This is a genomic window from Burkholderia sp. SRS-25 (genome assembly GCF_004343765.1).
Taxonomy (GTDB): Bacteria; Pseudomonadota; Gammaproteobacteria; order Burkholderiales; family Burkholderiaceae; genus Burkholderia; species Burkholderia contaminans.
In genome coordinates this window covers 61,458-75,272 of sequence record NZ_PTXM01000011.1, presented here as the reverse complement: position 1 = coordinate 75,272, position 13,815 = coordinate 61,458, and the positions used below count along the sequence as shown (strand labels likewise).

Below are 13,815 nucleotides of genomic sequence, written 5' to 3'. Positions count from 1 at the left end.
GCGGCTGCGTCCGCGCTTGTATCAGCGCTTGTATGCCTGCAGGCCCGGCTTGATCGTCTTGTCGTCGAGGAACTGCTTCAACCCCTGTTCGCGACCGCGTTCAGGGTCACGCAGTTGCGCCTGGTCGAGCTTCGCGTACAGGTAATCCTCGCACTGCTCCCACGTGAGTTCGCGCGAACGCTTGAAGCCGTGCTTCGCCGCGCGCAGCACGACCGGGTTCTTGTCCATCAGGCGGGCCGCGAGCGCAATCGTCGCGTCGCGCAGTTCGGCGAGCGGCACGCTGCTGTTCACGAGGCCCATGTCGGCCGCTTCCACGCCGGTGAACGTATCGCCCGTCATGATGTAGTGCAGCGCGCGGCGGTGCCCGACCGTATCCGCCATCGCCTTGCTGACGAGGTTGCCCGGCGGGATCCCCCAGTTGATCTCCGACAGCCCGAACACCGCTTCGTCGGCCGCGATCGCGAGGTCGCACGCGACGAGCGGCGAGAAACCGCCGCCGAAACACCAGCCGTTCACCATCGCGATGGTCGGCTTGTTGTACATCCGCAGGCGACGCCATTGCCATTCCGATGCGTCGCGGCGCACTTTTTCCTGCAGCGCATCGGAGCCGCCGTCGATCTCGCGGAAGTACTCCTTCAGGTCCATGCCGGCGGTCCATGCAGCGCCCGCGCCGGTCAGCACCAGCACCTTCGCCTCGTCGTCGAACTCGACCGCGTCGAGGACTTCCAGCATCTCACGGTTCAGCGTCGGGCTCATTGCGTTGCGCTTCTCGGGGCGGTTCAGCGTGACCCACGCGATGCCGGCCTCCACCTTCACGTCAACGGTCTGCCAGCGGTTGTCGTACTTGCTCATATCGTTTCCTGTCGTTCGTTCCTGTGCGATTCGGTGCGCAGCATTCCTGCTGCGGACGGCTTCATTTAATATCAGGCTACCTGATATTGCAAGCGGCACGAGCGCCGGTGTAAACCCGGATCGGAAAGCGGTGAGAGCGACGGAATCGGGGAACGGTCAGGCGACCGGCAAGGCAAACGCGGGCCGCGCGGGCCCTCGCGATGAGGGGGGTCGGAACGGGGTCAGCCGCGCAGGTTGCGCGAGAACAGTTCGAGCGCGCGCTGCACGTGCGCTGCGTCGTCGGCGGATATGTCGCCGAGCATGCGCTTTTCGAGCGGGCGCAGCACGGCTTCGCATTCGCGCAGCATCGCCGCGCCTTCGTCGGTCAGCGTCAGCAGGATGATGCGGCCGTGCGACGGGTCCGCTTCACGCGTGACGAAGCCGCGGGCGGCCATCACGCTCATCACTTCATTCGCCGATTGCGGCGTGATCCACGAGCGCTCGGCCAGTTGCGCGTTCGACGACGCGCCGCGCGCCTCGAGCACCGACAGCGCCGTGTATTGCGCGAGCGTGATGCCAAGCGGTGCGAGCGCGTCGGTCATGTGGCGGCGCAGCAGCCGGTCGAGACCGCCGATCACGTAGGTCAGGCGCTGCTGCACGCGCGGCTTCGGCTTGTCGCCTGTTGAGCGGACGTTCCTCGTGGCGCTCTTCGGATTCGCGGGTTTGGTCGGTGCGGAACTCATGGTGCGGGCGGGATGGAATTGCGGGCCATCTTACCAGCACGTCGGGAGGCGAACGGGAGGTTCCAGGCATACCGGGCAGCCGCAGCGCACTCCCGCGCGCATGGCGAACTGCCGGCCTGGCCGCGAAACCCGCTGCGTCGGCGACATCCGATGAACGGCATCCCGTACGCGATCAGCCGCGCGGCGTCCCCGCAAACCGCGCCGTCGCCATCCCCGCGTGCCGCGTCTGCGCGACGAACACGCCGCCCGCATGCGGGTCGTCGGCCAACGCATCGTCGCTCAACCCGATGCGCGCGCTCGTCACGTAGAGGCGGCCCTCACCGTCGAGCGCCGTGCAACTCGGCTGCGCGGTCGGTACGGCCACGCGATCCGTCTCGACGCCGTCCGGCCCGTAGCGCACCACCCGCCTGCCGCCCCACTGCGCATTCCACAGGCCGCCGTCGCGATCGACGATCGAGCCGTCCGGATCGCCGTCTGGATCGGTCAGGCGCGCGAACGGCCGCACGTTCGCGACATCGCCGCCTGCACGGTAATCGCACACGAAAATCTCGCGCACCAGCGAATCGCAAAAGTACATCTTCGTGCCATCCGGCGAGAACCCGATGCTGTTCGCAATCGCGGCCGCAGGCAACGCAAGCCGTTCGAGCGTGAGATCGGGATTGAGCCGATAGAACCCGCCAACCGCGCGCGGCGGCTCGGCGCCTTCGTCCTTCATCCCGAACACGAACGCGCCGGAACCATTGCAGCGCCCGTCGTTCAGCCGCGTCGGCAGCTCGGGTTCGACGTCGACGATCCGCGTGAACGCACCGCTGCGCAGGTCGAAAAACGCGAGATGCGTCGCGAGCCCGACGAGCAGCACGTCCGGATCGTCGGTCAACGCGAAGCACGCGAGCCGCTCGGGCATCGCCCATTGCGCGAGGTGCGAACCGTCCGCGCGGCAGCGCCACAGTTGCGCACCTTCGATGTCCACCCAGTACAGCGCGTGCGTCCTGTCGCACCACGTCGCGCCTTCGCCGAGCGTGTTGCGGGTGTCGGCCAGCAGCGTCGCCTGCCCGGCCGGATGAATCTGTTGCATGCCGTCTCCCGATATCTGTCGCTTATGCAGGCGGCCGCGCGTTCGCCAGGGTCAGATCTTCATCGCGCGCCGCTGGTTGCGACGATACTGGTCGAACAGCACCGCGAGCAACAGAATTCCGCCGCGTATCAGATATTGGTAAAACGTCGGCACGTTCAGCAGGCTCATCGCGTCCTGCACGGAGCCCATGATCAGCACGCCGACCAGCACGCCGGAAATCGTCGCGACGCCGCCCGTCAGCGACACGCCGCCGAGCACGCATGCGGAAATCACGCCGAGTTCGAGGCCGACCGACGTCTTCGGGTCGCCGAGGCTCATCCGCGACGCGAGCATCACGCCGGCAAAACCGGTCACGAGCCCCTGCAGCACGAACACGGTGATCTTGATGCGCATCACCGGCAGCCCGGCCAGCAGCGCAGCCTCGCCATTGCCGCCCACTGCGAGCACGTTCTTGCCGAACACCGTCTTGCGCAGCAGGAAGCCGAACACGACGAAGCCGACGATGTTGCTCCAGATCGGATACGAGATGCCGAGGAACGAGCCGCCGCCGAGATCGAAGAAGCGTTCCTCGGAGATCATCACCGCGTCGCCGTTCGACGTGATGAACGCGAGCCCGCGCACGACTTCCATCATCGCGAGCGTGACGATCAGCGAGTTGATCCGCCAGCGCGCGATCAGCACGCCGTTGACGAGCCCGACCGCCCCGCCCGCGAGCACGCCGCCCGCGATGCCGAGCACGACGCTGTGCGTCGCGGTGATCAGCGTCGACGCGACGACGCCCGAGAACGCGACGATCGACGCGACCGACAGGTCGACCTCGCCGAGCGCGAGCACGAACATCATCGTCACCGCGATCGAGCCGATCAGCGTGACCGACAGCAGCAGGCCCTGGATGTTGCGCGGCGTGAGGAAGTCCGGCACCGTCAGCGACAGCGTCGCGAACAGCACGAGAAACACCATCACGATGCCGGAGCGGTTGATCAGCTGCCACACGCCGCCGCGCGCTCGCGCGGGTGCGATGGCGGCATCGGGGGAAGGGGAAGTGCGTTGGGGTTGCATTGCCTGGCTCATGTCATTTGCATCCGGTTGATCGTTGCGGGGCGCTAGCGCGGCAGCGCGAGCTTGATCAGCGCGTCGGGCGTCGCGTGCGCCTTCGCGACCTCGCCCGCGATCCGCCCTTCCTTCATCACGATGATCCGGTCCGACACGCCGATCACCTCGGCCAGGTCGCTCGACACGAGGATCACCGTGCGGCCCGCTTCCGCGAGTTCGTAGAACAGGTTGTAGATTTCCGCGCGCGCGCCGACGTCGATGCCGCGCGTCGGCTCGTCCATCAGGAACACGTCGATGCGCTCGGCCAGCCAGCGCGCGAGCACGACTTTCTGCTGGTTGCCGCCGGACAGCGCGCCGATCGGCGTGTCGCCGTCGCGGGTCTTGATCGCGAGCCGCTCGATGTAGCGTTGCGCGAGTTCGCGTTCGCGCCGCCCGTCGAGCAGCACCCGCGCCGGGCTGAAATGCCGGCGCGCGCTGATGTTCAGGTTGTCGGCCACCGACGCGATCGCGACGATGCCTTCCTGCTTGCGGTCTTCCGGGCACAGCGCGAGGCCGGCGCGCACTGCATCGCGCGGGCTCCCGAACGCAACCCGCTTCCCGTTCAGCTCGACGTGCCCCGCGCTCGGGCGCGCGGCGCCGTACAGCAGCTTCATCAGCTCCGAGCGGCCCGCGCCCACGAGCCCGAAGAAGCCGACGATCTCGCCGCGCCGCGCGGTGAACGACACGGGCTCGGACAACCCGGGCCCCGCCAGCCCCTTCGCCTCGATCAGCACGTCGCCGGCCGTGCGCGGCCGGTAGCCGTACACGTCCTCGATCGAGCGTCCGACCATGCAGCCGATCAACCGGTCGCGGTCGAGATCGGTGACGGAATCGAACGTGTCGATGCGGCGGCCGTCGCGGAACACCGTCACGCGGTCGCACAGTTCGTACACTTCCTCCATCCGGTGCGTGACGTAGATGATCGCGCGGCCTTCCGCGCGCAGCGCGCGGATGATCCGGAACAATTGCGTCGTTTCGCGCGCGGACAGCGAACTCGTCGGCTCGTCGAACGCGATCACGCGCGCGTCGCGCATCAGCGCCTTGCCGATTTCGATCATCTGGCGCTGGCCGATCGACAAGTATTTCACCGGGATGCCCGGATCGATGTGCTCGCCGAGCCGCTCCAGCGCATCGAGCGCGCGCGCGGCGAGCGTGCGTTCGTCGACCACGCCGAGCCGGCTCGGCAGCTGCCCGAGCATCAGGTTCTCGGCGACCGTCAACTCGGGCACCAGATGCAGTTCCTGGTAGATGATCGCGATGCCGGCCTCGAGCGCCGCGCGCGTCGACGCGAAGCGCTGCTCGGTGCCGTTCAGCGTCAGCGTGCCGGCCTGCGGCTGGTTCACGCCGGACAGCACCTTCAGCAGCGTCGACTTCCCCGCGCCATTCTCGCCCATCAGCCCGTGCACTTCGCCCGCGCGCACCGACAGCGACACGGCGTCGAGCGCACGCACGCCCGGGAACGTCACCGTGATGCCGTCGAGCGCGAGCAGCGGGCCGCCCGGCGACGTCTCGGCGGCATCGCCGCCGGTGCCGCCATCGTTGTCGGATACGGCCGTCATCGTCTGCGTCGTCATCGCGTTCTCGCCTCGTGCGCTCAGATGCCGAGTTCGGCGCGCACGGCCTGCCAGTTCGCGCGCGTCATCAGCTTGCCGCTCGTCTGCGTGTCGGCCGGCGGCGTCTTGCCGTCGCGAATCCATTCGACGAGGTTCTGCGTGCTGTCCTTGCCGTGGTTCGTCGAGCTGACGGCGATCGTCCCGTAGAAGCCGGTCGGCTCCTTCTTCTGGAACTCGGCGAACGCCTCGCCCGCGCCGTTGATGCCCACGCCGATCACGTCGGCCGCCGGGATATGCAACTGCTCGGTCGCACGCACCGCGCCGAGCACGGTTTCCTCGTTCAGCGCGTAGACCACCCACTTCTTCACGTTCGGATGGCGCGCGAGCACCGGCGCGGCCGCGCTGAAGCCGCCTTCGTCGTCGGTCGTCTTCTGCGGCGCGTCGAAGATGTTCTCCTTGCGGAAGCCGTTCGCGAGCAGCGCCTGCGTCGCGCCGTCGGTGCGCAGCTTCGCGGTCGGCAGCTCGTAGTTCGTGATCCGAAGCGCGCCGACTTCCTCGGGCTTCCAGCCGCGCCGCTTCATCTCGTCGGAAATGGCCTGGCCGACCTGGTTGCCGATCTTGGTCGCCGACATCCCGAGGTGCGGCACGTTCGGCAGCGGCTTGCCGGTCGAATCGACGAGCTGGTCGTCGACGGTCACGAACTTCATGTTGTAGCGCTTCGCGCGCGCGGCGATCGCCGGGCCGAGGCGCACGTCCGGCGCGCAGATCACGAAGCCCTGCGCGCCCTGCGAGCCGAGGTTGTCGATCGCGGCCAGCACCTTCTCGCCGTCGGGCGTGCCGATCTTCACGACCGAGAAATTCTCCTTCTGGCCGAGCGCGGATGCCGCATTCTGCTCGTTGATGAACCAGGCCTGCTCGGGCATCTTCACCAGGAAGCCGATCTTCAGCGGCGCGTCGGCGCGCGCGGCGCCCTGCATGCCGAGCGGCGCGATGCAAAGCGCGGCCAGCAGCGCGCGCAGGGTATGGCGGCGAATCGTGTGAGTCGTGCGGTTCATGCGGTGTCTCCTTGATATCGGCTTGTGCCGTAATGGTTCGTCGTGTGCGATCGCGCCTCGGCGCGACCGCGTGATCAGCGGCCGAACGCGTCCGTCTGCACGCGCCGGCCGAACAGGAATGCATCGGCGACGAGCCGCAACGGCCGTACGTCGACGTCGCTTTCGCCACGCGCGATCAGCGCATGGAAGTGCGCATACAGCGCCGGATATTCGCGTTCGGGACCGAGCTCGACCGGCTCGCCCGCGATCGACAACTGCGCGCCGCCGCGGCTGATCGCGAGCACGCCGTCGGCCGTGTCGACCGCGATCTCCCATTGCTCGACCGGGCCGTGCCGCCAGTCGAATTCCGCACGCACCGGCACGCCGTCGGTATCTGCACAATCGAGCTCGGCGGCAATCGGCGTCTGCACGTCGCTCGGCACGATGAGCGTCGCCTCGCGCAGCACGAGCTCACGCGGCAGGATCCGCGTGACGATCGACAACGCGTTGATGCCCGGATCGAACACGCCGAGGCCGCCCGGCTCCCAGATCCATTGCTGCCCCGGATGCCAGCGCCGCACGTCCTCTTTCCAGCGCACCTGCACCGCGCGGATCGCGCGCGTCGCGAGCCATTCACGGGCCGGTTCCACCGCACTCGCGCAGCGCGAATGCCAGGTCGCGAACAGCGTGAGGCCGCGATCGCGTGCGAGCGCTTCCAGTACCGCCACTTCGCCGAGCGTCGCACCCGGCGGCTTCTCGAGCATGACGTGCTTGCCGGCTTCGAGCGCAGCGCGCGCCTGCGCGTAGCGCACCTGCGGCGGTGCGCACAGCGACACGGCGTCGAGCTCGCGCTCGGCGGCCAGCAGCGCGCGCAGGTCGCGATAGTTGCGCACGCCGGCGACTTCCGCGTGGCGGCTCGCGCACGCGGTCAGCTTGAAACCCGGCTCGGCATCGATCGCCGGCAGATGCTGGTCGCGCGCAATCTTGCCGATGCCGACGACACCCAGCGAAACCTGATCACTCATCGTGCATGTCTCCTTCGCGAATCGTTCGGTGACCGTTCAGTGCGCCCAGCGCAGCACGAGCGGATCGAGCCGGCGCGCGATCGCGAGCAGTTCCGCGCGCGTGTCCGGATGCAGTTCCGGCATCGGATGCCGCGGCCGCTCGCTCGCGATCACGCCGCCTTCGCGCATCAGCGCCTTCGCGGTGAGGATCCCGGACTGGCGGTTCTCGTGGTTGATCAGCGGCAGCCATGCCTGGTAGTGCGCGTAGGCGTCGTCGTGGCGCCCTTCGCGCCATGCTTCGAGGATCGGCCGGATGCCGTCCGGAAACCCGCCACCCGTCATCGCGCCGGTCGCGCCCGCGTGCAGATCGGCGAGCAGCGTGATCGCCTCCTCGCCGTCCCACGGCCCTTCGATGGCATCGCCGCCGAGCCGGATCACCTCGCGCAGCTTGTTCGCGGCGCCCGGCGTCTCGATCTTGAAGTACGCGACCTGCTCGATCTCGCGCGCCATCCGCGCAAGGAACGGAGCGGATAGCGCGGTGCCGCTCGCGGGCGCGTCCTGGACCATGATCGGAATCTCGATCGCGTCGGACACGCGCGCATAGAACTCGAATATCTGCGCTTCGGGCACACGGAACGTCGCGCCGTGATACGGCGGCATCGCCATCACCATCGCCGCGCCGAGCTGCTGCGCGCGCAGGCTGCGCGCCGCGCACACCTGCGTGCTGTAATGCGACGTCGTGACGATCACCGGCACGCGGCCCGCGACGTGCTCGAGGATCGTGCGTGTGAGCACGTCGCGCTCGTCGTCGGTGATCGCGAACTGCTCGGAGAAGTTCGCGAGAATGCACAGCCCGTCCGAACCCGCGTCGATCATGAAATCGACCGCGCGCTTCTGGCTTGCAAGGTCCAGCTCGCCGGTATCGGCAAACGTCGTCGGAACGACGGGGAAAATGCCGCGATAGCGCGGCGTGCTGCTCGATGTCATGGTTCGCGTCCTGCTTCGGCCTCGGTCACGACCGGCCGTCATGCGTTTACGGTTTCACGTTGCGCGGGCCCGAAAGGCCCGCGACCGGCTGCCGCGCAGCCGCTCAATGCGAATGGCTCGGCACCTCCGCGCCGCGCGTGCCGACCAGGAAGTCGAGGTCGCACCCCTCGTCGGCCTGCAGCACGTGATCGATGTACAGCCGTGCGTAGCCGCCCTTGCCGAGCTGGCCGGCCACACCCGGCGCCGCGGTCGGATCGACGTCCGACAGGCGGCGCTGCAGTTCGTCGTCCGTGATGTCGAGATGCAGCGTGCCGGCCTCGCAGTCGAGCTCGATCCAGTCGCCATTGCGCACGGCCGCGAGCGGCCCGCCGGCAGCGGCTTCCGGCGCGACGTGCAGCACGACCGTGCCGTACGCGGTGCCGCTCATCCGCGCGTCGGAAATCCGCACCATGTCCTTCACGCCCTGGCGCAACAGCTTCGGCGGCAGTCCCATGTTGCCGACCTCGGCCATCCCTGGATAACCGCGCGGCCCGCAGTTCTTCAGCACCATCACCGAGCTTGCGTCGATGTCGAGCGCCTCGTCGTTGATCGTCGCCTTGTAGTGGTCGAGGTTCTCGAACACGACCGCGCGGCCGCGATGCTTCAGCAGCTCGGGGCTCGCCGCCGACGGCTTCAGCACCGCGCCGCGCGGCGCGAGATTGCCGCGCAGGATGCGGATGCCGCCGTCCGCGATCAGCGGCCGGTCGAGCGGGCGGATCACTTCTTCGTCATAGTTCGGCGCTTCGCGCACGTTGTCCCACAGCGACTTGCCGTTCACCGTCAGCGCATCCGGGTTCGGCAGCAGCCCGCCTTCACCGAGCCGGCGCAGCACCGCCGGCAGCCCGCCCGCGTAATAGAACTCTTCCATCAGGAAGCGCCCCGACGGCATCAGGTCGACGATCGTCGGCGTGTCGCGGCCGATGCGCATCCAGTCTTCCAGTTCGAGCGGCACGCCGATGCGGCCCGCGATCGCCTTCAGGTGGATCACCGCGTTGGTCGAGCCGCCGATCGCCGCGTTCGCGCGGATCGCGTTCTCGAACGCCGCGCGCGTCAGGATCTTCGACAGCACGAGCCCTTCGAGCGCCATTTCGACGATGCGGATGCCCGACATGTGCGCGAGCACGTAGCGGCGCGAATCGACGGCCGGAATCGCCGCGTTGTGCGGCAGCGCGACGCCGAGCGCCTCGGCCATGCACGCCATCGTCGACGCGGTGCCCATCGTGTTGCAGGTGCCGGCCGAGCGGGACATCCCGGCTTCGGCCGACAGGAAGTGATGGACATCGATCTCGCCGGCTTTCAGCGCTTCGTGCAGTTGCCACACGGCGGTGCCGGAGCCGATGTTCTTGCCCTCCAGCTTGCCGTTCAGCATCGGGCCGCCGGACACGACGATCGCCGGCACGTCGCAGCTCGCCGCACCCATCAGCAGCGCGGGCGTCGTCTTGTCACAGCCGGCGAGCAGCACGACCGCGTCGATCGGGTTGCCGCGGATCGCCTCCTCGACGTCCATCGACGCGAGGTTGCGCGTGAGCATCGCCGACGGGCGCAGGTTCGATTCGCCGTTCGAGAACACGGGGAACTCGACCGGGAAGCCGCCCGCCTCGGAGATCCCGCGCTTCACGTGCTCGGCGAGCTTGCGGAAGTGCGCGTTGCACGGCGTCAGTTCGGACCACGTATTGCAGATGCCGATGATCGGCCGGCCGTCGAACTCGTGATCGGGGATGCCCTGGTTCTTCATCCAGCTCCGGTACATGAAGCCGTTCTTGTCGTTCGTGCCGAACCATTGGGTGGAGCGCAGCCTGGGTTTCGTTGCCGACATCGTCAGTCCTGTGGTGACGGGATACCGGCGCAGTCTAGGCAGAATTTTGATAACTGGCTAATGACGTTTTTGGCGATTACGATATCGATTCCGATATCGATATAAACCCGTACGATGACTGAAGCCAGCCCGTGGGGAAACCGTGGCCGCCTGAAGACGCGCCAGCTTCTGCTGGTCGTCGCGCTCGCCGACGAAGGCAGCATTCACCGCGCGGCGGCCGCGCTGAACATGACGCAGCCGGCCGCGTCGAAGCTGCTGCGCGAACTCGAGGAATCGATCGGCGCGGTGCTGTTCGAGCGCCTGCCGCGCGGGATGCGGCCGACGCTCTATGGCGACGCGCTGATCCGCCATGCGCGCGCGGCGCTCGGCAGCCTCGACCAGGCGCACGAGGAGCTGGCCGCGCTGAAGGCCGGCCACCTGGGCCATGTGGCGGTGGGGGCGATCACGTCACCGGGCCTGCGGCTCGTGCCGCCGGCCGTCGCGGCGGTGAAAGGCACGCATGCCGGCCTGCACGTGTCGGTCGAGATCGACACCAGCAACGTGCTGCTCGAACATCTTGCGCAGGAGAAGATCGACATCGTGATCGGCCGGCTCTCCGCCGAACACGACAAGCTGCGGCTGCGCTACGAACCGCTGACCGGCGAGTCGGTGGCCGCCGTCGTGCGGCCCGGCCATCCGCTGCTCGCACACGCGCCGCTGTCGCTCGCGGACGTGCAGCGCGCCGCGTGGGTCGTGCCGCCGGCCGGCAGCGTGCTGCGCCACCGCTTCGATCTCGTGTTCCAGCGCGCGAGCCTCGCGCCGCCGGCGAACCTCGTCGAGACGTCCGCGCTGCTGTTCATCACGCAGCTGCTCGAACAGAGCGACATGATCGCGGTGCTGGCCGAGGACGTCGCGCGCTACTACGCGCGGCACGGGATCGTCACGGTGCTGCCGCTGGAGATGGATTGCCGGATGGACGATTTCGGGATCATCACGCGCACCGACCGGCTGCATTCGCCGGCCGTCGCGATGATGGCCGATGCGATTCGCGGGGCGGCGCGGGAGGTTTACGGGGTCGCGCCGTGACGTCGTCGCGGCGGTTCCGGCCGACTACGCGGCGGCATACTCGATCACCGGTTCGCAACGAATCGGAAAATTGACCGAGTTCGCGATATAGCACTTCGCGTGCGCATCGTGATGCAGATGCGCGGCCCGCTCGCGATCGTCTCCCGCCAGAATCGTCACATGCGGGCGCAGCACGATTTCCGTGAAGCGGCCTGCATCGGCGCTGTCGAGCATCGTGCCTTCCGCGTTGTCGACATAGGCGAGCACGCGAATACCGGCTTCCGAGCACAGATGCAGGTACCAGAGCTTGTGGCACGCCGATGCCGACGCCAGCAGCAGGTCTTCCGGATTCCAGCGCGCGGCATCGCCGCGAAACGCCGCGTCCGACGAACCGGGAATGTCCGGCTTGGAACCGGCCCGGATCAGATGATCGCGGCCGTACTCGCGGTACCCCGACGTGCCGGTGCCGCGATTGCCCGTCCACTCTACTGCGACGCGATACTTGTGTTCGCCAGATGCCATCTCGCTCTCCATGGATGTGGGTTGCTTCGGCCGGGCCGGATGTCGTTTGACGAAGCCCGCCTGCGCTCGCCATTTTGGCACCGGATTCTCATTTGGTATACCATTATTCCAAATTGACGGAACATGCAGGCATGGAAGCCAAACTCGATTCCACGGCGGACGCAGTCGCCGCCTCGTTGCGGGACATGATCATCAACGGCGAGCTCGAAGCCGGCGAACGGCTTGTCGAGCGCGACCTGGCCGACCGGTTCGGCATCAGCCGGATTCCGATGCGCGAGGCGATTCAGCGCCTCGAGCGCGAAGGCTTGCTGGACATCTTCAGGAATCGCGGCGCCGTCGTGCGCATGCTGAGTGCATCGGACGTGCAGGAAATCTACGATCTGCGCGCGCTGCTCGAAGGCGACGCGATCTACCGGAGCGTGAAGCGGCTCGACGACGAGACGCTCGCGCGCGCCGAGCTCGTCCATCGTTTGCTCGGCGATACGGCCGTGCCGCGCCGGCAGGGAGAACTGAACCGCGAATTCCACGCACTGCTGTATTCATGCTGCGGCAACGCGCGGCAGTTGAAGACGATCGCGGAGCTGCGCAGCCAGGTCGAACGGTACGAGCGCCTGCAGGCCACGCTGCTCGCCGATACGCCGTCGTTCCAGGTCGAGCACGAGGAGATCCTGCAGGCGTGCCGCGAACGCAATGCGCGTGCGGCGCGCTCGATGACGGTCGCGCATCTGGAATCGGCCAGGCGCATCGTGATGCGACTCGTCGAAGGCGGGTGAGGCCGGCGCGCTGCGATTACCGCTTTCAACACGGCGCGCGGCTCCGAACCGGGTCGTACGTAGCGATTGCGGCGGCAACCTCGAGGCACTCGATGCAACCTCGCATCAAACCGGCGGCGTCGCGCCCCCGCCCGGTACACGGCCAGTCGTACCTCGCACCACCAGCCTCGGCAGCGACGCGACACGCACGCGTGACGCCGCGTCGCGCTGGCCACCCGCCTCGCGCAGCGCATTGAGCAGCTCGACCGCCAACCCGGCGGCCTCGGCGGTCGGGATCGCGACGGTCGTCAGCGTGGGCCGCGTGTCGCTCGCCAGGTGAATGTCGGTGATCCCGACGATCGACAGATCATCGGGCACACGCCGGCCGCGATCGGCCGCCGCGTGCATCGCGCCGATCGCCGGCAGGTCGTTGGTCGCGACCAGCGCGGTCAACCGCGGGTGCGCGTCGAGCAACAGCCCCGCCGCGCGCACGCCGCCTTCGATCGAATCGGGCTCGGCCGCGACGATGGACGCGTCGAGCCCCGCTTCGCGCATCACGTCGACGAAGCCGTCATAGCGCGCCGCCTGCACGCCGCTCGCCGACCCGCCGACGATCACGCCGATCTCGCGATGGCCGAGTTCGATCAGATGCCGTGTGGCGATCCGCCCGGCTTCGCGGAAATCGATCGCGACGCACGGCAGCCCGTCTGGCGGCGCCTCCGGCCGCTCCCACAGGCACAGCACGACCGGCACGCCACGCGCTGCCACATCGAGAAGATCCGGCAGATGCAGGTTCGCATTCGTCACGAGTATCCCTTCGGAGATCGTGCCGGCGATCTGGTCGAGATACGCACGCCCCTGCAACGGATCTTCGTTCGTATTGCAGACGATCAGGAACTGCCCGTTGCGCCGCACCGCGCGCTCGACCGCCAGCGCGAACTCCGGATAGAACGGGTTCGCGATGCTCGACACCATCAGCGCGACCGTCGGCGCGCGCCCCTCCGCCAGCGCCCGCGCGGCGAGATGCGGCCGATACCCGAGCGCCTCCACGGCTTCCAGCACCCGCGCGCGCGTCGCCTCGCCCACCCGGCCGCGATCGCGCAGCACGTTCGACACGGTTGCGGCCGTCACGCCGGCGCGGCGCGCCACTTCATCCAGGGTTGCCATCGCTTGCTCACTATATGAGACGTCTATTCAATATTTGCTTCGCTCACCGAAGCGGCGCACTATCGCCGCACACCCTGCCGCCCGACCGACGGGCGAGACTCGGCCGCGATCGCATCGCAGCTTTTTTTGATCGCGATGATTAAGCGCTTAATCACT

General features: G+C 68.0%; 13 protein-coding genes. 2 read left to right on the top strand and 11 right to left on the bottom strand.

Annotated features, from left to right (window positions below):
- Positions 1-21 precede the first annotated feature (21 nt).
- The 9 genes from C5O79_RS16895 to C5O79_RS16855 form a co-directional block, all read right to left on the bottom strand.
- On the bottom strand, positions 22-852 hold the full coding sequence (locus C5O79_RS16895) for a p-hydroxycinnamoyl CoA hydratase/lyase (protein WP_046548780.1): 831 nt from the start codon (positions 850-852) through the stop codon (positions 22-24).
- A gap of 221 nt (positions 853-1,073) precedes the next feature.
- Entirely contained in the window at positions 1,074-1,574 is a 501-nt protein-coding gene (locus C5O79_RS16890) for a MarR family winged helix-turn-helix transcriptional regulator (protein WP_046548781.1), read from the bottom strand.
- Between the two features lie 172 nt (positions 1,575-1,746).
- On the bottom strand, positions 1,747-2,649 hold the full coding sequence (locus C5O79_RS16885; protein ID WP_047851386.1) for an SMP-30/gluconolactonase/LRE family protein: 903 nt from the start codon (positions 2,647-2,649) through the stop codon (positions 1,747-1,749).
- Positions 2,650-2,700: 51 nt separating this feature from the next.
- A complete protein-coding gene (gene araH, locus C5O79_RS16880; protein WP_039340382.1) occupies positions 2,701-3,720 on the bottom strand; it encodes an L-arabinose ABC transporter permease AraH in 1,020 nt (339 codons plus the stop codon).
- A 32-nt stretch (positions 3,721-3,752) separates the two neighbouring features.
- Positions 3,753-5,315 (bottom strand): L-arabinose ABC transporter ATP-binding protein AraG, encoded by a 1,563-nt coding sequence (araG, locus tag C5O79_RS16875; protein WP_047851387.1) that lies wholly within the window; start codon positions 5,313-5,315, stop codon positions 3,753-3,755.
- Positions 5,316-5,335: 20 nt separating this feature from the next.
- A complete protein-coding gene (locus tag C5O79_RS16870; RefSeq protein WP_046548784.1) occupies positions 5,336-6,349 on the bottom strand; it encodes an arabinose ABC transporter substrate-binding protein in 1,014 nt (337 codons plus the stop codon).
- Positions 6,350-6,423: 74 nt separating this feature from the next.
- Positions 6,424-7,353 carry a Gfo/Idh/MocA family oxidoreductase gene (locus tag C5O79_RS16865; RefSeq protein ID WP_047851388.1) on the bottom strand — a complete coding sequence of 310 codons (930 nt, stop codon included), beginning with the start codon at positions 7,351-7,353 and terminating at the stop codon, positions 6,424-6,426.
- A 36-nt stretch (positions 7,354-7,389) separates the two neighbouring features.
- Entirely contained in the window at positions 7,390-8,319 is a 930-nt protein-coding gene (locus C5O79_RS16860) for a dihydrodipicolinate synthase family protein (RefSeq protein ID WP_046548786.1), read from the bottom strand.
- A gap of 103 nt (positions 8,320-8,422) precedes the next feature.
- Positions 8,423-10,174, bottom strand: coding sequence for an IlvD/Edd family dehydratase (locus tag C5O79_RS16855; protein WP_046548787.1), 1,752 nt, complete (start codon positions 10,172-10,174; stop codon positions 8,423-8,425).
- A 114-nt stretch (positions 10,175-10,288) separates the two neighbouring features.
- On the opposite strand from C5O79_RS16855, the gene C5O79_RS16850 reads away from it, so the two are divergent.
- Positions 10,289-11,239, top strand: a complete 951-nt coding sequence (locus C5O79_RS16850; protein WP_046548788.1) for a LysR family transcriptional regulator — start codon at positions 10,289-10,291, stop codon at positions 11,237-11,239.
- 24 nt (positions 11,240-11,263) lie between these two features.
- Here C5O79_RS16850 and C5O79_RS16845 read toward each other — a convergent pair whose 3' ends face one another.
- Positions 11,264-11,740 (bottom strand): OsmC family protein, encoded by a 477-nt coding sequence (locus tag C5O79_RS16845; protein WP_122477188.1) that lies wholly within the window; start codon positions 11,738-11,740, stop codon positions 11,264-11,266.
- 131 nt (positions 11,741-11,871) lie between these two features.
- Between C5O79_RS16845 and C5O79_RS16840 the strand changes: the two genes are divergently transcribed.
- Positions 11,872-12,513, top strand: coding sequence for a GntR family transcriptional regulator (locus C5O79_RS16840; RefSeq protein WP_047851393.1), 642 nt, complete (start codon positions 11,872-11,874; stop codon positions 12,511-12,513).
- Between the two features lie 105 nt (positions 12,514-12,618).
- Here the strand turns inward: C5O79_RS16840 and C5O79_RS16835 are convergent, their stop codons facing one another.
- Complete coding sequence (locus C5O79_RS16835) at positions 12,619-13,659, bottom strand: LacI family DNA-binding transcriptional regulator (RefSeq protein ID WP_131931493.1); 1,041 nt, start codon at positions 13,657-13,659, stop codon at positions 12,619-12,621.
- Positions 13,660-13,815: the final 156 nt, after the last annotated feature.

What these genes read in the sequence shown, in the direction of transcription:
- C5O79_RS16840 (WP_047851393.1), top strand. Translation starts at nt 11,872, where the DNA reads ATGGAAGCCAAACTCGATTCCACGGCGGACGCAGTCGCCGCCTCGTTG.
- C5O79_RS16855 (WP_046548787.1), bottom strand. Translation starts at nt 10,174, where the DNA reads ATGTCGGCAACGAAACCCAGGCTGCGCTCCACCCAATGGTTCGGCACG.
- C5O79_RS16845 (WP_122477188.1), bottom strand. Translation starts at nt 11,740, where the DNA reads ATGGCATCTGGCGAACACAAGTATCGCGTCGCAGTAGAGTGGACGGGC.
- C5O79_RS16890 (WP_046548781.1), bottom strand. Translation starts at nt 1,574, where the DNA reads ATGAGTTCCGCACCGACCAAACCCGCGAATCCGAAGAGCGCCACGAGG.
- araG (WP_047851387.1), bottom strand. Translation starts at nt 5,315, where the DNA reads ATGACGACGCAGACGATGACGGCCGTATCCGACAACGATGGCGGCACC.
- C5O79_RS16895 (WP_046548780.1), bottom strand. Translation starts at nt 852, where the DNA reads ATGAGCAAGTACGACAACCGCTGGCAGACCGTTGACGTGAAGGTGGAG.
- C5O79_RS16835 (WP_131931493.1), bottom strand. Translation starts at nt 13,659, where the DNA reads ATGGCAACCCTGGATGAAGTGGCGCGCCGCGCCGGCGTGACGGCCGCA.
- C5O79_RS16865 (WP_047851388.1), bottom strand. Translation starts at nt 7,353, where the DNA reads ATGAGTGATCAGGTTTCGCTGGGTGTCGTCGGCATCGGCAAGATTGCG.
- C5O79_RS16870 (WP_046548784.1), bottom strand. Translation starts at nt 6,349, where the DNA reads ATGAACCGCACGACTCACACGATTCGCCGCCATACCCTGCGCGCGCTG.
- C5O79_RS16860 (WP_046548786.1), bottom strand. Translation starts at nt 8,319, where the DNA reads ATGACATCGAGCAGCACGCCGCGCTATCGCGGCATTTTCCCCGTCGTT.
- C5O79_RS16885 (WP_047851386.1), bottom strand. Translation starts at nt 2,649, where the DNA reads ATGCAACAGATTCATCCGGCCGGGCAGGCGACGCTGCTGGCCGACACC.
- C5O79_RS16850 (WP_046548788.1), top strand. Translation starts at nt 10,289, where the DNA reads ATGACTGAAGCCAGCCCGTGGGGAAACCGTGGCCGCCTGAAGACGCGC.
- araH (WP_039340382.1), bottom strand. Translation starts at nt 3,720, where the DNA reads ATGAGCCAGGCAATGCAACCCCAACGCACTTCCCCTTCCCCCGATGCC.